Source organism: Gracilimonas sp. (genome assembly GCF_031581265.1).
Classification (GTDB): Bacteria; Bacteroidota; Rhodothermia; order Balneolales; family Balneolaceae; genus Gracilimonas.
Genome location: NZ_JAVLBQ010000003.1, coordinates 71,327 through 93,317 on the forward strand (window position 1 = coordinate 71,327; position 21,991 = coordinate 93,317).

The 21,991-nt window shown below is 40.0% G+C and carries 21 protein-coding genes and 1 tRNA gene; 8 read left to right on the forward strand and 14 right to left on the reverse strand.

The features are described 5' to 3' along the window. Window positions 1-51 precede the first annotated feature (51 nt). On the reverse strand, window positions 52-2,799 hold the full coding sequence (locus RI561_RS02310) for an alpha/beta hydrolase family protein (RefSeq protein WP_395078602.1): 2,748 nt from the start codon (window positions 2,797-2,799) through the stop codon (window positions 52-54). A gap of 97 nt (window positions 2,800-2,896) precedes the next feature. Here RI561_RS02310 and RI561_RS02315 point away from each other — a divergent pair, with 97 nt between their 5' ends. From RI561_RS02315 to RI561_RS02330, 4 genes are all read left to right on the forward strand, one after another. After that, window positions 2,897-3,466 (forward strand): DinB family protein, encoded by a 570-nt coding sequence (locus RI561_RS02315; protein WP_395078603.1) that lies wholly within the window; start codon window positions 2,897-2,899, stop codon window positions 3,464-3,466. Window positions 3,467-3,558: 92 nt separating this feature from the next. Continuing rightward, complete coding sequence (locus RI561_RS02320; RefSeq protein WP_395078604.1) at window positions 3,559-4,170, forward strand: hypothetical protein; 612 nt, start codon at window positions 3,559-3,561, stop codon at window positions 4,168-4,170. Window positions 4,171-4,523: 353 nt separating this feature from the next. Then, entirely contained in the window at window positions 4,524-5,654 is a 1,131-nt protein-coding gene (locus RI561_RS02325) for a 6-bladed beta-propeller (protein ID WP_395078605.1), read from the forward strand. A gap of 12 nt (window positions 5,655-5,666) precedes the next feature. Beyond that, window positions 5,667-6,062, forward strand: a complete 396-nt coding sequence (locus tag RI561_RS02330; protein WP_395078606.1) for a hypothetical protein — start codon at window positions 5,667-5,669, stop codon at window positions 6,060-6,062. 168 nt (window positions 6,063-6,230) lie between these two features. On the opposite strand, the gene RI561_RS02335 is transcribed toward RI561_RS02330, so the two are convergent. Further along, window positions 6,231-6,698 carry a sterol desaturase family protein gene (locus RI561_RS02335; protein WP_395078607.1) on the reverse strand — a complete coding sequence of 156 codons (468 nt, stop codon included), beginning with the start codon at window positions 6,696-6,698 and terminating at the stop codon, window positions 6,231-6,233. 497 nt (window positions 6,699-7,195) lie between these two features. Here RI561_RS02335 and RI561_RS02340 point away from each other — a divergent pair, with 497 nt between their 5' ends. Then, window positions 7,196-7,636, forward strand: a complete 441-nt coding sequence (locus tag RI561_RS02340) for a LexA family protein (RefSeq protein WP_395078608.1) — start codon at window positions 7,196-7,198, stop codon at window positions 7,634-7,636. A 40-nt stretch (window positions 7,637-7,676) separates the two neighbouring features. Beyond that, the gene (locus RI561_RS02345) at window positions 7,677-8,960 is read left to right on the forward strand and encodes a Y-family DNA polymerase (RefSeq protein ID WP_395078609.1); all 1,284 of its coding nucleotides are present in this window, start codon (window positions 7,677-7,679) and stop codon (window positions 8,958-8,960) included. Window positions 8,961-9,034: 74 nt separating this feature from the next. On the opposite strand, the gene RI561_RS02350 is transcribed toward RI561_RS02345, so the two are convergent. After that, entirely contained in the window at window positions 9,035-10,144 is a 1,110-nt protein-coding gene (locus RI561_RS02350; protein WP_395078610.1) for an NAD(P)/FAD-dependent oxidoreductase, read from the reverse strand. Further along, window positions 10,141-11,325, reverse strand: a complete 1,185-nt coding sequence (locus RI561_RS02355) for a M20 family metallopeptidase (RefSeq protein WP_395078611.1) — start codon at window positions 11,323-11,325, stop codon at window positions 10,141-10,143. Before RI561_RS02355 ends, RI561_RS02350 begins: the two co-directional genes overlap by 4 nt. A 119-nt stretch (window positions 11,326-11,444) precedes the next feature. On the opposite strand from RI561_RS02355, the gene RI561_RS02360 reads away from it, so the two are divergent. Continuing rightward, window positions 11,445-12,710 carry a DUF4097 family beta strand repeat-containing protein gene (locus RI561_RS02360; RefSeq protein WP_395078612.1) on the forward strand — a complete coding sequence of 422 codons (1,266 nt, stop codon included), beginning with the start codon at window positions 11,445-11,447 and terminating at the stop codon, window positions 12,708-12,710. A 70-nt stretch (window positions 12,711-12,780) separates the two neighbouring features. Here the strand turns inward: RI561_RS02360 and RI561_RS02365 are convergent, their stop codons facing one another. Then, complete coding sequence (locus RI561_RS02365) at window positions 12,781-13,044, reverse strand: DUF4405 domain-containing protein (protein WP_395078613.1); 264 nt, start codon at window positions 13,042-13,044, stop codon at window positions 12,781-12,783. A gap of 98 nt (window positions 13,045-13,142) precedes the next feature. Between RI561_RS02365 and mnmD the strand changes: the two genes are divergently transcribed. Next, window positions 13,143-13,907: a tRNA (5-methylaminomethyl-2-thiouridine)(34)-methyltransferase MnmD gene (mnmD, locus tag RI561_RS02370; protein WP_395078614.1), complete on the forward strand. Its 765-nt coding sequence runs from the start codon at window positions 13,143-13,145 to the stop codon at window positions 13,905-13,907. A gap of 25 nt (window positions 13,908-13,932) precedes the next feature. Here mnmD and yihA read toward each other — a convergent pair whose 3' ends face one another. The 9 genes from yihA to RI561_RS02415 all read right to left on the reverse strand — a co-directional run. Beyond that, on the reverse strand, window positions 13,933-14,529 hold the full coding sequence (gene yihA, locus RI561_RS02375) for a ribosome biogenesis GTP-binding protein YihA/YsxC (protein ID WP_395078615.1): 597 nt from the start codon (window positions 14,527-14,529) through the stop codon (window positions 13,933-13,935). Next, window positions 14,516-16,018, reverse strand: a complete 1,503-nt coding sequence (gene purF, locus RI561_RS02380; RefSeq protein WP_395078616.1) for an amidophosphoribosyltransferase — start codon at window positions 16,016-16,018, stop codon at window positions 14,516-14,518. Before purF ends, yihA begins: the two co-directional genes overlap by 14 nt. Before the next feature lie 104 nt (window positions 16,019-16,122). Beyond that, entirely contained in the window at window positions 16,123-17,133 is a 1,011-nt protein-coding gene (locus tag RI561_RS02385) for a sensor histidine kinase (protein ID WP_395078617.1), read from the reverse strand. Between the two features lie 12 nt (window positions 17,134-17,145). Beyond that, entirely contained in the window at window positions 17,146-18,222 is a 1,077-nt protein-coding gene (locus RI561_RS02390; protein ID WP_395078618.1) for a tetratricopeptide repeat protein, read from the reverse strand. A 117-nt stretch (window positions 18,223-18,339) separates the two neighbouring features. After that, entirely contained in the window at window positions 18,340-20,388 is a 2,049-nt protein-coding gene (locus tag RI561_RS02395) for a tetratricopeptide repeat protein (protein WP_395078619.1), read from the reverse strand. Window positions 20,389-20,537: 149 nt separating this feature from the next. Beyond that, a complete protein-coding gene (locus tag RI561_RS02400) occupies window positions 20,538-20,960 on the reverse strand; it encodes an OsmC family protein (protein ID WP_395078620.1) in 423 nt (140 codons plus the stop codon). A 161-nt stretch (window positions 20,961-21,121) separates the two neighbouring features. After that, window positions 21,122-21,226, reverse strand: coding sequence for a GIY-YIG nuclease family protein (locus RI561_RS02405; protein WP_395078621.1), 105 nt, complete (start codon window positions 21,224-21,226; stop codon window positions 21,122-21,124). A 58-nt stretch (window positions 21,227-21,284) separates the two neighbouring features. Then, window positions 21,285-21,359, reverse strand: a tRNA-Gly gene (locus RI561_RS02410). A 139-nt stretch (window positions 21,360-21,498) separates the two neighbouring features. Then, the coding region (locus RI561_RS02415; RefSeq protein ID WP_395078622.1) for an AAA domain-containing protein at window positions 21,499-21,991 on the reverse strand (493 nt) is incomplete at its 5' end.

Below are 21,991 nucleotides of genomic sequence, written 5' to 3' on the forward strand. Positions count from 1 at the left end.
AAATATTAAATTGAGCCAATTCAAAATTTAAACATTTAGCATTCAACATTTCTAATTCCCCCTATACGCTTCTCCTTCTAAAATCCATTCGGGCTCACCTTCGCCTTTCAGGTAATAATCAAAGTATTCTTTCATTCGGATGGTGTAATCCAAACGATTCGATATTCTTTGAGGGTGATGTGGTTCATCATGGTACTGAAGAAAGATGACATCTTTGTTATAGCGGCGCAGTGCCAAATACATCTCGATGCTTTGCTCCCATGGAACCGCTCCATCGGCATCTCCGTGCATGATCAGCATTGGTGTGGTGATCTTATCGGCATAAAAAACCGGTGAATTTTCGATATATGCAAGAGGCGCCTCCACCAACGTTTCTCCAATACGACTTTGTGTTTTCTCGTACTGGAATTGTCGTGCAAGACCTGATCCCCAGCGGATTCCACTATACGCGCTCGTCATATTACTAACCGGAGCGCCGGAAACAGCCGCATCAAAAATATCGGTTTGAGTAACCATAAATGCGGTTTGGTAGCCACTCCATGAGTGCCCGTGAAGCCCCAATTTATCTTCATCAGCAATACCCATCTCCACCAACTTCTGGATACCGGGCACTAAACTTTTGGTTGCTGCAAAACCGGGCCGACCAACTTCAAAGCGAATATCAGGCAAAAATACCACATAGTCATCACTCACATACTGCGCAAAAACAGGTCTATGATTGGTTTTTGGCTCATTGAAATCGTGCAAGCGATTTGTAAAGAATCTATAGTAGTAGGTCATGATCGGATAACGTTTGTCCGGATCATAATTATCCGGTTTGATCACGACACCCTGAATGAATTTTCCATCCACACTTAACCAATCAATAAGCTCGGCACTTCCCCAGTTCCATTTTTCTTTGAGGTCTTCGTGAAGATTGGTAAGCTTATTGGTGCGCTTAAACTTCCAGTTATTGGATACCCAAATATTTGGAAATTCATCATAAGCTTCCCGCTTATAGAGTACGGTGTTGGCATCTTCAGCTTTTTGTACGAAAGTAAACTTCTTGTCCTCTTCCAGTAACCGGTTCACCCCGGAACGATTTGCACGTGCGGAGTAAAACCCAAATTTCTTCTCAAGATCATGATAGGATGTAAGCAAAAGCTCTTCATTATTTCCAAAAGCCTCCCCCCAGTCTTTGTTCATTTCCTCAATGCGGAAAATTCGCTTGGCCTCACGACCTTCTCCATCCGTAATGTTTCTGAAATTTCCGTTTGAAGTTTCAAATCTCCAGATGTCGTATTTGTCGTAAATCATCACGGCACGGTCGTTTTCTATCCAGCCGGCTACGCCATATCCCGGTACATCCGAAGGATAATCATGGTCTTCATTATAAAAAGGGACGTCCACCTGTATGGTGAGGTTTTGAGTATCTCCGCTTTCCGTATCCATCAGGTGCCAGTGTTTATCCTCGTAATAAGCTGCAAAATTGCCCTGCGGTGAGAGATTAACCCAACCCCCAAAATGCTCTAAAAATTGAGTCCGCTCCCCGGTATCCAGATCTACCGTATAATAATCTCGGTAGGTTCCATCCCAGGTTCGCTCGCGCATATAAGGTTGGTCGTTGCTACCCAACACTAAATTTGAATTATGAGCCACACTCACATCCGGCATGTCGTGGTCTGCTAACTGCACCCAGCGGTTATCATTCAAATGATAAACGGCCATGTATAAGTGGTTCTTCCGTGAATTCCAGGTATTCTTTTCATGTGTTTTTATTTGAGGATCCTCTCCATGCCAGATATCTAATCCCCGGTCTTCAACCAGATCATCTACATCATATACATCTACTTCGCTGTCTTCTTCCTCTTCTTCCGGGGAATCCAGATCTGCCATTGCCGCATCCATGAAGCCGAGGAATAAACGGTTACCATCGTTGGTAAACATCAGCCGGTTGTTGGACCGAAGCGTGAAGCCTGAATTCTCATCACCGGGTTCAACCAGTGTTGTTAAATTATCGGCATCGGCGTTCCAAATGTGCAGAGAAGCATCAGATTCAACATACGAAGAATCATAAGTGGCTTTGGTGAAAGCAATCCTTTGTTGGTCATGATCCCAGGTCAAATTCGTATAAAATCCATTTTCCGTAGCATCAATTGTGTTTGATTCCTCCGCATTCAGATCAAATACATACAACCCATTTTCGCTGTCAGAAGTATCTACTACGGAGTAAGCCAGGTAATTCGACAAGCTGTCAAATTCCATTTCACGCACAAAAGGCAGCTCAAATTCTGCTCCTGATGACAAATTCTTCAACTGAAGTTCCATTCCCAGCTTTCGGTTTTTGGAATTCAGGTCCTCCACCTCTTTGCTTTGCATGTGATGGATAGCCAGCCAGTTTCCATCTTCCGAAAATTGAAAAGAACGCACACTGTCGAACTCTGTAACTTCACCATTGTCAGTTGCTAACAGTGAAAGGCCTTGCTGCGGCTTATCATTTCCATCTTTGAGTTGCTCGGCGAGCGGAACTCTGCGATACACCCCTACCCAATCTCCATTTAGGGTGATTCTGGGGGAGGCTCCTAATTCCACGGAGTACGTATTTTGTCCGTTTGTGCTTTTTACTTCCACTCTGCCGTCGCCCCGATCGGGATATACTTCATAGGCCACCCAGTTGCCGTTATCAGAAAGCGTAATAGAGCCGATATCTTCAAATTTCATGACGTCTTCGAAACTCAAAACACCCTGAGCCGTAGCCGAAGAAGTAAACAGTAACCCAATTAGAAGAACAAAACAGTAACGAATTTTAAGAGATTGCATAGATCTTGATTTTGTTTTTGTATAATGACCTAAAGAAAATGGATTTAACCGTCAGATGAAATAACTAACTTCCCATTTTGGATAATTTTACCAGGCTATGAAAAACTCAGAATATACATACGACTATTTTTTGAAAGCTTTTGAACAAGCCAAGCAAACGGCAACTGATTTATCTGAAAGTGTAAATGAAGAAGTATTTCTGCGGAAACCCCATGAGGACAAATGGTGCATGGGAGAAATTTTGAGTCATTTGGTGGAAGCCGGAAACGAATACCTGCCACAAATCAAAAAAGCACTGGATAAACCGGATAATAAGCTCAGCAAAGGCAAACCTCCCTTCACTCCCAATTTTGTATTTCGCTGGTTCATTGGACAGGTAAGTCCTGAAAACCGCCGTAAACTACCAACTGTATCAGCTTTTGAGCCCGTTCAGGGTACCAAAATGAACAGTCTGGAGGTGTTGAGTGATTTTCTAAAACTACAGGACCAATTCATTCATATCTTGAAAAAAGCGAAACTGGAGGGATTAGACCTTGACCGCATCAAAGCCCGAAATCCAATTATTAAAATAGTTCCTATGTCGCTGTCGGCCTGCTTTAGGGTACAGGAAGCGCACCAACGCCGACATTTTGAAAAGATGAGAGAATTAAAAGAACGTTTTAGCTAATCTATATTTCGTTCAAAATCAGAGAGAATAAAAAATTTAAAAACCTTATTGCATCTTTCTTTTTTTTTGATTGGGTACAAATGAGGGTTTTTATGAATAATACAATTAAACTAATAATTGCTTTGCTTTTAGTAATTGGGGGTATAGCTATTTTAAAATCAAATGGCATGTTCAATGTTAAAAACGAAACTATACCTAACGATTTTCTTGTGCAATCAAACTCAAAGGGGTATGGTGAAAAAATAGCACTTGAAAGCATTTTTTCTGAACAAATTTTAGAATCAGATACCCCAGATAATATTGCTGTAATATATACATTAAATGTTCAAACCTGCTCTCCATGTATAAATGAAATAAGTGAATTCATTAACATTATTGATACTTCTTTTGTCGATAATATATCATTTAAACAACACGCTTTATTTAGTACAGAAAGTTTAGCAAATCCAAATATAGAAAATTATCTAAGTATAACTGGTCTCTCAATTAATGGAAGCATAACAAAAAATAGAGCTACATATAAGACCATAAATATTGAAAATTCAGTAAACAAATTCATCCCACAAATAAGTTTTGTAGATCTAAACTCAGGAGAAATATTTTATCAAGAATTTTTGTCACAAAAAGCTATGACACCTAAAAGTCATAAACTTCAAGTTCTAAATGAGGCTTATCAGATTTGGAATTCAACTTATAACAATTAAAGGAGACATCATGAAATATACGAACTCTAAACCCCAGAATATCGCTTTACTCGCAAGCTTTTTCTTTTTATAATATGTTTGCTCGTGAGTATAAATCCAAACGAAGCAAATGCACAACTACCATTTCCTAATGAATGTGATAATTGTTGTTTCTGTAGTGATAATACTTGTGTAGAAGCATATGGAAAAGGTTATACTTATTGTGTTTCTGGAAATTTTGACTGTGGTTTTGCTGGAGATGTTTGTAATGCAGATCCAGAATAAAATTATCTTCTAATTAATAGTATAGATTGAAATTAAATCCCTTGGCTTAGTTGTCAGGGATTTAATTTTATTAAAAATAATTGCCCATTATGTATCTCAAAATTTTCTTATCACTTGTCATTTCAACTTGTTTTTTTAGCAGTTGTAACAACTACAAATCAACGGATTATAAAGGTGAAATCTTCCAATTCAACATAGAAAATATACTTGAACTTAACAGCTTTGATTCAGATAAAGAGGATGCAATAGTAGGTGAAATTTCATACGTATTGACTGACTCAGAAAACAGAATCTACGTGGCAGACCGTATGGGCATGAATATTAAAGTATTTAGTAATAATGGTACTCTATTACATACTATTGGCCGAAGAGGAAGGGGACCAGGTGAAATGCTCGACATTACTGCGATCACCATAGATGCAAACGACCATTTATTCATTGCAGATCAGATGAATCAAAGAATTACAAAATTCTCTGCAAATGGTGAAGAAATTCAGACATGGAACTTATCTCCGAATAAAATTTTATGGCCCCGATGGATGAAATCAAGCGCAGATCATTTCCTTTTTGCATATAAACTTCCAGACTCGAGTAATAATCCATATCTCTTTCATGAGTTTTCTTATATAGACAGCTTAAAAACCATACAAGAATTTGGGCACTTTGATGAATTAGCCAGTGACAATTCACTCTTTCCAAGACTACATGCAATGTTTTTTCCAGGGAGTATCACTCTCGACAGTACCAGTCTGTACTTCGCCCCTTCTTTGTATAACGGAGAAATTAAATTATTAAAAAAGAATTCTTCAGGATGGAAATTAGAAAATAATTTCAGTGGGTATTCAATCCATCATAAAGCATTCGAAAAAGTAGAACAACCTTATCCTTCGCATGCATTTTCAATTAGCGGAAGGCAAAAAGCAGGTGGCATTATTCTCTCAGAAAGCTTGGGGTTATTTAAATTAAATAATGGGAAATTAATCCATTTTTCACTGCAACAAAATGAACAAGATTCTATGAACATTTATACCGAAGTCTTTGATAGCAGAGGTAATCTTGAAAAAGTAGGCATTATACCTGCCTTATCTGATTTTAATCAGCGGTTTAAAAACTCTCCCATTCGTTTTATGTGGAAAGATAAGAATGATCATTTTTACTTAGTTGATAATAGTACCAGCCGAACATTTACTTTGAAAATTATATCTATACCAAATATTTAGATTGCTCCACTTATGAAAAAAAGATTGACAATTATTTTAGCAGTAATTTTTATTGGAATACTTGGCTTTTTACTTGTCAATAAAAACTCAACTTCCTATTCAGAATCAAAGAAAAAAGATTCTCAACCATCATTAAAAATTATTCATGGCATCGTTACAGATCAGTACGGAAAGAGATTGCCCATGGCAAACGCTGTTATAACAAAAATTGACAGCTCCGAAGAAAAGAAAATATTTGGTTCTGCCAGCGACTGGGATGGAGAATATCTTGTTTGGACAAGAGAAGAGGGCACGTTTTCACTTGTATGTTCACACCGAACCGAAGGAAAATTGGATGAGGTAATTTTCACACTATCCAGTAAAACAGACTCAGTTGAAATTGACTGCGACTTTTCAACATTGAATTGACTCAATAAATACCTTCCTTCACATAATCTCAATTTTTTTTTACATCAGGAAGCAAACTAACGGAGAAATTTTGATCAGGAGGGTGTTGAAGCAGCAGTTTAGCGAATAGTACGTTCCGACGCGGAGCGTCTGGAACGAGGTTGAGGGAGGTTAAAATCGGTGGTTTATTCACCGATCGAATTTGCGCTTGTGCTCGGGGTACTTGTCATAGGGAAACAAAAATAACCCATAAGGTTCGTGCCCTTCTTTGCCCACATCCTGATGGTGTCGCTGGTGGGCTCTTCGGATTAGCTTCATAATCTTACTGTCACTGCTGAAGGGCATAAAACGTTTGTGAGCGAACAAATCATGGATGATGAAGTACAGTACCCCATATACCGCTATCCCCGCTCCAAGTCCAAAAGCCGGCGTCGTGAACATGGATTGCGCTCCATCTACCATCAGCCAAATAGAAACACCGGCAAAGAAGAGAGAAAAAATGTCGTTCAGCTCAAACAATCCATGGTTGGGCTTGTGGTGGGACTCGTGGATTTTCCAAAGCACTCCGTGAAATAACCACCGGTGCACACAGTATGAGACAATTTCCATCCCTCCAAATCCTAATAATAGATACCCGATTAAGTACAACCAATCCATATTTATTTGTTTGATTTTATGATAGTTGCGTAGCTAAATCTCCGCCCACATTTTTAATAATATTATTGCCATTTCCATTCAATTTTGGCCTTAGCTATTTTCCGACCTCATCTGTCTTCTCTTCACCGTGCCCCGGGAATGCGGGGACAAGTAGAAGGACGCCTTAGTGACAACTAAATTACGAACAAAGAAGCAGCCAATATCAGCTCCGTCATTTCCTCTCCTTGCGAAGGAGAGGATTAAGGTGAGGTCGAAGTATGGGGCTGTAAGATATGCCCTGTTTATTCTATTCCCATTAACCAATACCTCCATTAATTCAGACCAGTTATATTAATATTAAGAGTGCTCACTTTACTTGATGGTTGTCACTACGCTCATTCCATTCTACCCTGTCATTTCACGTCACCTGTTCAACTAAATATTTCAGTCAATAGTTTAATCTTTCCACGCATACACATATATTATACATGTTATTTATGTGAACCAAAGAGGCTCAAATGGAAGGACTTAAAATATATCAAGGCGGAGCGGAAAAAAAGCCCAAATATGAAGTAAAGCTTTCCCAAAAAGCAGAGACGGGCTTCGTATCTCCTGCCGCTGATCACCTCCAGAAACCTCTGGACCTGGAGGACTTAATCGTTCGTCGTCCGGCGGCCACTTTCTATGTGCGGGCTGAAGGCAATGCCATGAAAGCATCGGGTATTCATGATGGAGATATACTTGTGGTTGATCGAAGTATTCAGCCCGGTGATGGAACCATTGTAATAGCCGCGATCGAAGAAGAGCCTGTGATCAGGAGGCTGGTTAAGAGAGGATCGCGGCTGTTTTTAATATCCGATGATCCCAAACTGGAACCCATCACCATTCACCCCGAAACCAACTGGCTGGTATGGGGAGTAGTCACCCACGTAATTCACAAATACCAACATGATCATTGAGCCACAATCTTTCGAGAATCGGAGTTCGATCGTTTATGCTATGGTCGACTGTAACAATTTTTATGCGTCCTGTGAGCGGGTTTTTAATCCGAGATTAGAGGACAAGGCCATCGTTATACTTTCCAACAACGACGGCTGTGTTATTGCGCGGTCGGAGGAAGCCAAGCAGCTTGATATCCCCATGGGAGCGCCGGAATTCAAGTACCGTAAATTCTTCAGGGAGAATGATATGGTAGTACGCTCATCTAATTATCCCTTATATGGAGATATGTCGCGCCGGGTAATGGAAACTTTACGACACCTAACCCACGACATTGAAGTGTACAGCATTGATGAAGCTTTTGCTGAATTATCTACACAAACTTATTCGGACTTAAAAGAATATGGGAGAATCATCAAAGAAACAGTATATCAATGGACAGGTTTGCCGGTTTCTGTGGGAATTGCGCCTAGTAAAACACTTGCTAAAATTGCAAACGAAACCGCCAAACGAAATTCTATTTATGATGGGGTATTAAACTTATGTAATTATCCCGGAACCGATCAGGTCCTCAAAAATATGCCCCTTCAAAAAGTATGGGGAATTGGTCAGGGACTTACGGTTCGTCTGAACCGATTTGGTATTAAAACGGCTTTTGATCTTAAACAAAAAGTAGATCACAAACGCTGGATACGAAAACATTTAAATGTAACCGGATTGCGGACGGTGTTAGAACTCAACGGATTGCCATGCATGAAGTTAAGTGAAGCCCTGGAATCCCGAAAAGGTATTCTCACTTCCCGTATGTTTGGGAAACCACTGTATGAACTCGCGCCTATTCAGGAAGCTGTGGCGACTTATATCTCTCGCGGTGCGGAGAAACTTCGTGCCCAGGGGTCGGTAGCCTCCAATCTTCAGGTCACGCTAATTGGTGATAAATTCAAGAACCCGAAATCGAAATATAAATATGGGGCTTACACCTCTTTCAAAGTTCCAACGGCACATACGCCCACATTAATCCGGGCCGGGAAAGCACTGGTGGAATCGGTGCATCTCCCCAATACGAAGTACAAAAAAGCAGCCATCATGCTTACCGGACTTATTCCCCACAGTGAAATTCAAATGGATTTGTTTGATCGTGAACGCTATACCCAAGAACAATTTCGGCTGATGGAATGCATTGACCAAATAAATACCAAACACGGACGAAATACTGCCGCTTTCGCTGCCACGGGATTACATCGTCAAGGAAGTGAAGAAGCCAATTGGCAGATGAATCAAAACTATTTAAGCAAGCGATACACCACGGAATGGGATGACATCATGGTAGCAAAGACGAAGTAGTTTGACAGTTGATAGTTGATAGGGTGATGAAGATTTATTATAAATCACATTCTCAAAATTGGAAAATCACTGTATCAACTATCAACTATCACTGAAGCTTCTTTGCCGAGCTGCATTCCCAGGGCGACCCCCATTCCGCTGAGTCCGGCTACCACCGCAGTATTATCTGAAATCATTTTTAGGATGGGACTTTTAGTAGAGGTGAATCCCATAATACCGGACCATTCTGTTTCGATTTCCCATCCGTCAGACAACTCTAAAACTTCATTTGCAAAGCTTAGAAGATGATTTTTAATCTTATCATTTTTACCGAACTCATTTGTTGTTTCAACATCAATGTCTAAACTTCGAGCTCCGCCAAGTAAAAATCGATTTCCCACAACCCCACGGAAATAATAGTAGCCTGCATAAAAATGGTACGTCCCCTTCCAGCGAAGATTCTCTATCGGTTTGGTTACAAATACAAATCCCCGGCCGGGTTTAATGTCCACGTCTTGTAGCAGTTTTGCGGTAAAGGAATTTGTAGCCACAATTAATTTATTTGATCTCAGTTCAATTCCATTTTCAAGCAACACATATGCATTATTTTTATCGATCTTCTCAACCTGCGACTGCCACCTGAATTCCACTCCCAACTTTAGATTCTTCTCATAGAGAGTTCGCATCATCTTTCCGGGATGCAGACATCCTTCATACTTAATACTGATGGATGGAAAGCCATTATGCTCTGTAGCCTGATATACCTCCTCAACTCCTGCGGCTTCTTTCAGCCAGCGATTGCAAGTATCCAAATGATCCAAAGCTTTTTCATAAACTTTTTGATCCGTAAAAATCTCGAATGCGCCCGGTTCACGATAGCCAATATTTTCATCCCCCAAAGTAGATCTCAACAACTTCAACCCATGAAAACGGCGCCGAATACGATCAATAATCTTAGACTCTTCCTCGATCTTCATATCTGCCATATGTTCTGTCACTGATCCAAAACAGGCAAAACCGGCATTCCTCGTACTGGCTCCAATCGGGAAAAAACCACGATCGATAACCATCACGCTGGCATTTGGGTTATTTTTCTTATAAAAATAAGCGGTGGATTGTCCGGTGAGTCCGGCTCCCACTATGATCAAATCAAACGTTCGATCATACAACTCTGATTCCCAAAAAGATCTGTTTGCTTGTATCATTGATGATCAAAAACTAAGCTTACCATTAAAGGAGTAGCTACCTCAAAGAAACGATCATCCACATTGTATTTGGAGTGATGCCAGGGATATTTTGAGTCAGCCTCTTCACTCCCACTACCCACAAAAAAGAACGCCCCCGGAAATTGCTGCTGATAAAAAGCGAAATCTTCACCGGCCATTATGGGGCGCATCATTTCGATAGCAGCTTCTTCACCAAAAAGCGTTCGGGCTGAATTCAAAACCGTTTGAGATTCCTTCTCTGAATTGATTACTGCCGGATATCCCCGATTAAACTCAAAGTGATAATTACCTCCGGCCGATTCGGTAATACCCTTTGCCAAAGCATCCAGCTTTTCAATTACTAACTTTTCTGTATCAGGAGACAGTGTTCGCGCGGTACCCCACAATTTTACACTTTCCGGAATAATATTGTGAGCCGAACCTCCTTCTATTTTGCCTATGGTCACAACCACAGGCTCCGTTGGGTCCACATTGCGGCTTGCGATGGTTTGAACCGCGTTCACGTATTGTGCAGCTAATACCACCGGGTCAATGGCCTCGTGGGCTCTTGCTGCATGGCCTCCTTTTCCATAAATCTCCACTTCAAACTCTGAGGTAGAAGCCATCAACGGACCTGCCTTTGTTGCCATGGTTCCCACTGCGTACATGGGAGAAGTATGTAACCCATAAATGGCATCTACTCCCTGTTTTTGTAAGAAACCCGTTTCAGTGAGCAGTTTTCCGCCTCCAGGTAATTTCTCTTCTCCGGGTTGAAATATCAGCAACACTTTTCCCTCAATTTCATCCTGAAGTTCTTTTAGAATTTTTGCCGCTGCCAATAAATTTGCGGTATGTGCATCGTGGCCACAGCAATGAGCTACCCCTTTGTTCTTTGATATAAATGCGGATTTTGCCTCACCTTCTTCCAAAATAGGTAAAGCGTCAATATCTGCCCGAAGTGCGATTACACGATCCGACTTTATACCACCTTCAATAATCCCTATACAACCGGTTTCAAGTGAACTCTCATGTGGGATATCAAGCTTTTCTAATTCCGATTTGATGAACTTTGTAGTTTCAAATTCCTTAAAACTCAACTCAGGATTTTGATGCAAATACCATCTTGTTTTAATGGCATATTGCAAATACTCTTCCGATAGTTTTTTAATTTTTGATTGCATCGATAACGTTCTCAATTTCGTTTGATGGATAATAAGGATATTCTTTATCCGAACGTAACCTTTTACCAGGCATTATCGTACTGCTTTCTGCAGTGATATAACCGACTAAACCTACGATTATGAAAACTTCCTCTTGGGAAATTATATTGGCCGGCTTCCTCTTTGTCGGGGTTGCCATTTACTTAATTGAACAAAACAGCACTTCTCAAAAATCTACTGAAACAGCTACAGCTTCCGATAGCATACAAGTTAACTTTGATGAAGATGACATCAGGGTATTTCGGTTTAAAAGCCTGGAAAACCTCGAGAATCTCCAAAACTTAGAGAACCTGGAAAACTTAAGAAACCTTCGCAATCTCGAAAATTTAAAGAACCTTTCCAATATTTTACCGGCTGAAGTCAGGGGTGAATTTGAAGCAGAGATCGATGCTGTAATGAAGGAATTTGACCAAGAAAGTGTAAACGTATCCGTTAACCCGGAGCAAGGCACCGTTTCTATTGATAAGGCCATTTCTGCAGAATCCGGGGGATGGACGGCTGTATCACCGGGTGTTTTTGTTTATGTAAAAGAATTTGACGCAACCAGCCTAAAAGAAGCCATTCTCTCGCTCCCTTTCGGCTCCATTGAAGTGAAAGGAAATTCGGGAACTCAATCAAAACTCACCATCCAGGCATCAGGACAAGTAAGTACACGTGCGGAACTTCAGTCAAAAATTAGTACTGCGGTAAATATTAGTCCTGAAAAGGCGGCTATTGAGTTGAAACCCAATTCCAAAAAACCGCAAGAAACGAATATTCAACTCCACGCCATCCTAACCCTCCCTAAAGAAATTGCTGTACAGATGACTACTCAGGGTGGCCATTTGAGTTCTGAGAATATCTCAGGAACTCAGCGGTATAAGACACTTGGAGGGCATATTACATTGAAAAATTTATCAGGGGAAATTAATGCTGAAACGGGAGGTGGCCACATTGCCCTGTCGAATGGTGAGGGAACGATTACCCTGAATTCGAGAGGGGGGAATATCCGTTCAGAAAATTCTACAGGAAATTTAGTTATGCAAACAGCAGGGGGAAGTTTACAAGTCTATGAGTTCAGCGGATCTGTTGATGCTAAAACGAATGGCGGAAACATTGAACTTCGGCTCTTAGAAAACAGAGGTGCTTCTGCAGCTATCACAAGCGCCGGTTCCATTTCAATTTGGATCCCCAAAAACGGCGATATCGACTTTGATTTATCCGGGAGCTCGGTAAAAATTGCTTCTGATCTTAATTTTGAAGGTTCACAATCTGCCGGAAGTGCTAAAGGGACTATTGGAAGTGGGGCCTCCTCGCTTACTGCTAAGACCAATTATGGTAAAGTGTCAGTAAAGCCAATAAATTAATGTGTTATTAAAAGCATAAAAGCCTCTCAGGTTTGCCTGAATTTAAAATGTTAAAATTTTCAGATGTGCCCTAAGATCCCCGCTTTCCCTTTTTAAAGTATGAACTTGATATCCACTTTATATGAAGCCATAAATGGATAACAACGAATGCTGTAAAAAGCGTGGCTATCCAAAAATGTAGTTCTCCCCATTGATGTCGAGTTAAGCCAACAAAAATTTCTTGCCGACTCCCTGGCGGTAAAACAAAATGGAGAACAACTCCGGTTCCAATCAATGCTATCATTACGATAAATAAACCGGCATCTAAAAATACATTTTGGGTATGCTTTCTCATCTCTGCTCCCTTATTTTCCAAAACATATTACACCAACATGAATCTTTTGTGAATTAAAACTTACTTTCAATTTTCTAAAAGTAAGAACGGAATATTTTATGAGTCCAGAAATCCATCAAACCAAAGACGGCTCCTCAACACTCTACTCTTCCCAATTTGATCAGTTTTATCATAATCCCAATGGGGCTGCTTCTGAAAGTTTATACGTGTTTTTTGAAACCTCAGGGTTGAACCGATATTTGAAATCAGCCGAATCACTTACCATTCTTGAAATTGGTTTTGGTACCGGACTCAACTTTCTTCTTCTGTTGGATCTCGTTAAAACCTATAATTTGAGTATTCCTATAAAATTCTATTCCATAGAGGCATTCCCCATTGATCCACAAGTAGCAGAAGAGATTAACTTTTCTGATCACCTCAAAAATCCTGAATTAAACATCCTGTTGCCTGAGATTTTTAGTGAACTAAAATCAGGAATAAACCTCATCAAACCGTTTGATAATCTTCCCATAGAGTTACACTTATTCGTTGGAAATTTTGAGGATTTCACTCCCGAAAACCTGTATACCGATTTTATATTTCATGATCCTTTTTCCCCTGATGTAAATCCGGAACTGTGGACGTCTGAGGTCTTTGAAAAGCTATACCATTGGTCTTCAAGTGAAGCGATGTTGACAACCTATTGTGCGGCCTCAAAAGCACGTGGCGCCATGTGTGCAGCAGGCTGGCATGTGGCCAAAACAAGGGGTGCCTTAGGTAAGAGGGAAATGACGATTGCCTCCTCATCCAAAGAAAAGCTGAGTGATTTTAAATCCGTCAACGAAAAACTATTAGCTGAGCGTTATCGAAATAATGATTTTTGAACGTATTTAAATTTAAAGACCTGTATTAATCAGTAACAAACTCAGTGATAAGCTTTTTGATTTCATCAATACCGTCCCGGGTGTCTGCTGAATAAGGCAATATGGGCACTTCAATATTCATCTCCTTCATGATGCGCCTTACTTTAGCCTTGGATTGATTCATTTTGTTACGAGACAGTTTATCGGATTTGGACAATACCACACAAAAAGGTTTTTCATTCATGCCCATCCAATAGAAAAAATCCTCATCCAGTTGTGTAGGATCGTGACGGACATCAACGACATGAATTATCAAGTTTAGTGTTTTTCTGTCCAGTAAATATTCCCTGATATTTTTGCCCCAGCGATCGCGCTCCTTTTTGGGAACTTTAGCAAATCCATACCCGGGAAGATCCACAAAATAACAACGGTCACCCAGCTGGTAGTAATTCATTTGCTGCGTTTTACCGGGCACATTTGACGTTCGTGCAATGTTTTTCTTATTCAGCAGTACATTAATCAGAGAAGATTTTCCAACATTGGATCTTCCGGCAAAACAAACTTCAGGTAAGCTCTCTGTGGGACATTCTTCTAACTTTGTGGCACTTGTAACAAACTCAGGCTGTATGTTAAATAAGCTCATTTGCCTCTTTTTCTACACCAAAATTTACGGGAACAGGATATTCGCCGGTAAAGCAGGCTGTGCAATAGTCATATTCGGAATCATTGGCTTCTTTCACGGCTCCAACAAGTCCTTCCGGAGAGAGATAACGAAGGCTGTCTACCCCAATTTCCTCAGCCATTTTTTCAATATCCTTATCAAATTTGTTGGCAATGAGTTCATCCGGGCTTGGGAAATCCATTCCATAATAACACGGACTTATAATTGGAGGAGAGCTCACTAAAAAATGTACCTCGGCAGGATTACAGTCTCGAATCATATCTACTAAATACCGGGAAGTAGTTCCTCGCACAATGGAATCATCCACAATAATTACGGGTCTGCCTTCTATCACCCCACGAACAGGATTGAATTTCGTTCGCACTTTTTGCTCCCGAGACTTTTGTCCGGGTGAAATAAACGTTCTCCCCACATAATGATTTCGAATAAGCCCCATATCATATTGGCAATCGTAACCTAATTTCTGACTTTCGGTAGCATACCCTAAAGCAGCCGTATTACTGGAATCGGGTACTGAAATCACAACCGGTCTTTTTCCTGATGTATCATTTTTAATGATTTCATTGAGCGGATGTTCCTTGGCCAGCTTTTTGCCAAGATTTCTGCGAATTTTATCTACCATCTCTCCAAAAATCATACTGTCGGGACGGGAGAAGTACACATATTCAAAAATACACTGACTGGTTCCGGTCCCTTTTGTAGGAGGAATATGAAATGACTTAGGTTCCCCAGTCTCATCAGCCTCTTTATCAATCACTACCACTTCTCCGGGTTCAACATCGCGGATATATTCTGCGTCATTAATGTCGAAAGCACAGGTTTCACTGGCTACACAGAATGCCCCATCTACTTTACCAAGTGCAAGTGGCCGAAACCCATTGGGATCGCGAACGGCTATGAGCTTATCATCGGTTAAAATTACCAGGCAGTAGGCACCTTCAATCTGCCGAAGAGCATCCATAATCTGATCAAGCTGATCTTCATATAAGCTGTGAGAAATAAGGTGTAAAATTAGCTCGGTGTCGGATGTACTCTGGAATAAAACCCCCTCCTTCCGAAACCGCTCTCTGATTTGTTTTGCGTTGGAAAGATTTCCATTGTGACCTATAGCCAAATTCCCATTTCGGTAGTGCACTCTGAATGGCTGAATATTCGCCGGATTTTTTGAAGACCCTGAGGTGGAATACCGATTGTGACCAATGGCATTTTGACCCTTTAGGATTTTCTTAAATACTTTTGACTTGTCAAATACATTTAGCACCAGGCCAAAATCTTTATAAGCAGGCATGACATATCGCTCCTTTTCGTCATCATAAAAAGAAGTTACGATACCAGCTGATTCTTGTCCGCGGTGTTGGAGGGCGTGAAGGCCGTAGTAGGTGTGAATTGCAGCATCAGGGTGATTATAGATACCGTAGATTCCACAATATTCGCGAGGTTTGTCGCTCATATTTTCAATTTGAACCTTATGAATGTTGGTTAGCCTATAAGATAAGAAATGATTGTGGGTTTCGGGAATTAGAAGTTGCGGAAGTTATTGACAGGTTATTCACATTAATTAGACTTTGGTAATTCCACATAAAAGGTAGTGCCTTCTCCCTCTTTGCTTTCAAACCAAATTTTTCCTTCCATTTTCTCTACAAATTCTTTGGACATGTTTAAACCAAACCCTGAGCCATGTTCTTTATTTGTTCCTATGCGGGTCCATGAGTTGCCATTGAATATCTTATCTTTTGAAGATTCGGGAACTCCGACTCCATCATCTCTTACCAAAAGGAGAATTTTATCACTTTTCTCTTCTGCCAGAACTTGTACTGTGCCACCCGATTCCGAGTATTTAATTGCATTTGATATCAAATTCCGCAAAATAACCCGTATTGCATTTGGATCTGCATATACTGCTTCCCCGTTAAAGCTCGATTCCAGGGTTATATTTTTCTGAATTGCCATAAATGAATTAGTTGTGAGCACATCCTTGGCAATGGGCTTAAGCTCAACATTTTGAAGATTCAGGTCAAAACCGGAAAGTTGATCTTTGGCCCAAGCCAACAAATCTTCGATTACATGTACATTTTCACGGATCGAGACTTCGATACTATCAATAAGCTTTTTTAAATCTTTTCCTTTGAGTGCATCATCTCTGATCAACTCTATTACACCCTGAACTGAAGTCAGTGGAGATCTCAAATCATGTGAAACCATAGCAAATACTTGTTCTTTTGATTTATTCATCTCCTCAAGCTCGCCCTTTTGAGCCCTTACTTTTTCAAGAAGCTGTTCTTTTTCTTTCGATGATTTCCGAGTGGTATATAGCAATATTCCTATCAACAAAAGAATTACGCCACCGGCAACAATCATTATCATCTGAAATTGAATGCGCGCTTCCTGTTGAGCCTGCTTTTCTTCCAACAGCTGATTAATTTCTGTTTGCCTGTTCAGCTCCAGCTGACTTTCCAAATTTGCAAGCTCGTTATCTTGCTGAACCTGGTTCAAACTGTCAGAAAGTGATTTATACCGTTCATGATGATATAGTGCTTGTTCCGCATTACCTGCATCTTTGTACACTTTGTATAGATCTTAATTTACCTCGCTCAAAAAAGTATCATTTTCTAAATCGGAGGCTATCTGACGGGCATTTTCGAAATACTGTATAGCAGTTTCATATATTTCGCGGGCTTGAAATAAATATCCCATTTCTATATTTCCGTAATAGAGTCCTACCGCAATATTCATTTTTTTAGATAATGACAATCCCCGACGCAGGTACTCTTCTGATTTATCATACTCGCCCATTTTTCGGTATAAAGTACCAAGGTTGTGAATACTCTGTACAAAAGGAGTTCCATTTGACATTTCTCGTTGGGTTTTGATGGCATTTAAATATAAATTTTCGGCCTCCTCAAACCGCTCCTGCTGATCTCGAATGAGTGCTAAATTGTTATACAAGCCCGGGAGTGCCCTACCCATGTTTATTGAAGTCGCATTTTCAATAGCTCGCTCATAATAATAACCTGCTTTTTCAATGTCCTGTTGCTCATCATAGACATTACCAATGTTCATCTGTGACAGAGCCATTAGGGAAGTATCGGCATTGGCTTGAGCATATTCCAGGGCTGCTAAGTGTTTTTCTATGGCTCCGGCATAGTCTCCCAAAATTTCCATGCAACCCCCGATATTCATATTAACCCCGGCCTTAAATTCTTCCTTCTTCAGCCCCTTAAACAAATCACTTACCTGCAGTGCCTCTTCAAATGATCGAATGGATTCCTCACAATTACCCAAAGTTCGCTGAATATTTCCAATAGCAACATGTAAATCCGGAACAGCAAGTGTGCCGGGATATTTCTCAATACCATTATTCAGCATTGCAAGGGCTGCATCAAACTTTTGCTCCATGGCTAAAACCGTCCCCTTTCTAAGGGTCGCATAGGCTAAACCTTCTTCAAAATCGATACGTTGTGATAAGGAGTCTGCTGTATTAGCTAATCTTTTGGCTTTTTCCACATTACCCTGCTCTTCAGCTTGATAAGCTTCCTGTAACATCAGTTTAATTAAGGTGGTATCGGGTTTAGCCTGCTCGTTCTGAAAGGCAAATATAGAGCTGGAACTCAATAGAACAGCAACTAACAGTAGAGGTAATCTTTTTATGTTCATCTCTTAGAACACCGGTATAGATTTGGATGAAATAATAAATACAGATTGTTTCAGATTATACTAATATAGATACAGCATTTGAAATTTTTCCTGTTGCAGCACCAATAAATCTAATTTTTATGATTTCGGCAGTTCAACATAAAAAGTAGTGCCTACCCCTTCTTCACTTTCGAACCAAATATTGCCATTCATTCTTTCAACAAAATCTTTACTGAGGCTTAACCCAAATCCACTTCCCATTTCTTTATTGGTACCTTGATTCGTAAATGACTTGCTTTCAAAAATTTTATCAGCGATATCATCAGAAATACCAATCCCAGTATCACTGACCATCAATATAATGGAGTCTGTGTTCATCTCGACAGAAACATCTACTTGATCCCCTTTATCTGAATACTTAATACTATTGGAAATAAGATTTCTTAGTATCAATTTAAGAGCATTGTAATCTGCTTTTATCTTAAGATCTTTTTCGATATTCTGATTTAAAGAAACCCCTTTTTTATTGGCTACAAATGCCTGAGAAGACATTACCCCCTCAGTAACTTCCCTGATATTTACTTCAGTAATTTCCATTTCTACCCCGGAAAGTTGTTCCTTTGCCCAAACTAAAAGGTCTTCCATAACCTCTTTATTTTTTTGGACGGAAGATTCTAATTCCTCAATTAATGTCGTCATATCTCCCTGAGAAAGGATATTATTTTTAATCAATTCCAAAATCCCCTGCATTGAAGTTAAAGGGGAACGAAGATCGTGAGCTATTATGGCAAAAAGTTCATCCTTAGCTTTATTTAATTTTTCAAGTTCTTGCTTTCGTACCCGTAGTTCTGAAAGTATTTCTTCTTTCTCTCTCGCTGTCTTCCGCATAATAAACAGTATAGCCAACACTAAAATTATAATGAGTACAGCGGCAACTATGAGAATTCTTTGAGATTGAAGTTTTTGTGCTTGTTGCTCTTGTTTCTCTTGTAATAACCGGTTGATTTCGCTTTGTCGATTTAATTCCAGTTGATTCTCAAGCTGAGCAAGCTCTCGCTCCTTTTCTATGTTGTACAGGCTGTCTTTGGTCGCTGTGAATTCTCTCAATGTTCTATATGCATCTTCATACCTGTTTGCCATGCTTAAAGCTTGGTATAAAAGCTCTCTGCTGTCTTGCAGAAGGCCTATATTGGCAAATTCATTCGCAACATCTATAGCTATATTCAAGCGATAAATTGCTTCTTCCGATCTGTTTTGTTCCATGTACATTCTTCCCAATACATGGTTATTGAAATAAATTCCTTGCTGGATTCCCATATTTTCACACATTTCTAAAGACTCAAGAAGTAAATCTTCAGCTTCATCATAATTACCCATTTGCGCCAGGGTATTCCCTTGGTTGTGTAAAATAATGGCAGGGGGTGTGTTAGGCCTTAACTCCCTTATTATTTGTTCTGCTATTTCATAATTATTCAGTGCCTCTTCAAATCTACCCATATCACGGAGGGTATTGGCCATGTTTTGCCGTGCCCGATATATATCAAGTTTCAGATTTCGGGCTTCAGCCATTTCTAAGGATTGTTCCAAATAATACAAGGATTTCTCAAGCTTATCATTATTGCCATAAGACATTCCCAGGTTATTATAAGCTATGGTTAGCATGGTAGAATCTTTAGCCGTCTTGGCATATTCAATAGCTTCTAAAAAATTTTGATAAGCCTTTTCTTGTTGACCTGTTTCTTCATATTCGGTTGCCAAATTGTGTAGAAGGCTGGCTTTCATTCGATCTGCATCTTGCAGGGGCAGCCGGTCTGTATAATCCATCGCTGTCTGAAAAGCCTTAACAGCTTCAAAAGGTTGCCCCATGTTGCCATAAGTTGATCCCATCAGGTTATAAAACTGTGCCATCTGTTTACTTTGAGGGAATTCATCTATGGCTTTATTTAGAGAATCAATAGCCCTTTGAAAATCTTCCCTGTTAATGTACACATCAATTAAATGAGTCTTTGCCTTCGCCTGTCCCTCCATATAATCAATGGCAGTAGCTATGCTATGTGCTCTAAGGGCAAACTTAATGGCCTCCTCATAGTTCCCCGCAAAATTTGCCTGGTTAGATTGAGAAATAAATTCATTAACACGAACTGTATCTGCTTCCTGATAGATTGGGGAATGATACGTATATGCCATTGCCTGGCTTGAGAAGCATAGGCCAAAAACGATTAGCAGTATATGTTTAATAATGAATTTTATGGCTTTCGGCTTTTTTGAATTTGGACTAAAATAACAAAGCCCTCCATCATATGAAGGGCTTTCTATAATTTTAACAAATTAATTACTTAATTAGTAAGAGTAGCATCAAGTTGAATATCTACCCCGGCCAATGCTTTTGAAACAGGGCATCCATTTTTAGCTGCTTCCGCAATCTCCTGAAATTTATCCTCATCAATGTTGGGCACATTCCCTTTTGCCGTTAACTTGATGGTGGTAATGGCACCGGCTCCGCCATCAATGGTAACTTCGGCGTGTGTTTCAACGGAATTTGGGGTGAATCCTGCTTTATCCAATTCATTGGAAAAAGCCATTGAGAAACACCCTGCATGTGCCGCTCCTATCAATTCTTCAGGATTTGAACCCGATTTATCCTCAAAACGAGTGGCAAAACTAAACTTTCCTTCATAGGAACCACTTTCCAATTTCATAGTCCCGTTTCCAGTTTTTAAATCTCCTTTCCAAACAGCATCTGCTTTCTTTGTTGGCATAATAGTTTCTATTTTTGATTGGTGTTTTATGATGTATTGAATTTAACAAAGGGGGGAGGGAATGCATTCCCAGTAAAAGCTTACCTACTCAATATATCAATCTTACTGTCAAATCCACGAATATCTCTTATCGTTTAGAGCCCATGGGATTCCCGCCCTGATTACCCTTCATTATGTCTACTTACTCTTTTATCAACCCCCACGCCATTTGAACCAATATAGTACCGATCTTTAGATGTGCTGCAAATAATATAGGTCTGATGCATTTTAACCCCGTTTTAAATGAAAAAAGGGCAGCTATAATTTCTATAACTACCCTTTCTTTGGAGCGGGAAACGAGATTCGAACTCGCGACCTTCTCGTTGGCAACGAGATGCTCTACCACTGAGCTATTCCCGCTTCTGTATCAATAAAATTCTCTTCTCAGAGAGCCACAAATATAAGAGTGTTATGCACTTTAATTCAACCTTTTTTTGGATTGATTGCTGATTTTTTCTCAATCGTTGTTTGTATGACTACTTAGGCGATAATTGAAGGGTCAAATGGAAATTTCTTTAACTGAACCCAGTAATCTTCCCAAGAATTTATTTCCATATACTTTCTCGATGTGCTGCATGTCGGCAATAATAACCAATAGTTCCTTGCTTCTGGAAAAAGCAACATTCAATAATCTGGGGACTGATAATCCATTCTTCTTTTCATCAAAGGGGCGTACGGAGTAGTGTCTCATTCCGCCATTTTGCCATTCACCGCTCATCACTGTATCAAAAATGATAACGGGCTTTTCCCTGCCCTGGAAGGTGTGAATGGTCCCCACTTCAATTTCCCCAAATCCTTTTTCCCAAAGATGATTTCGAACTTTATATACACTGTTTCTGAAAGGCACAATAATTCCAATATCATTTGGTGGGTGATTTTTGGTCAACCGCCGCACGCTTTCTTCAATCAGTCGATGGTGCACTTCATTGACGGGCTTAAAGCCTCTTTCCCCGGTTTCCTGCTCCAGTACCGGGTTGTATTTGGCAGTATCG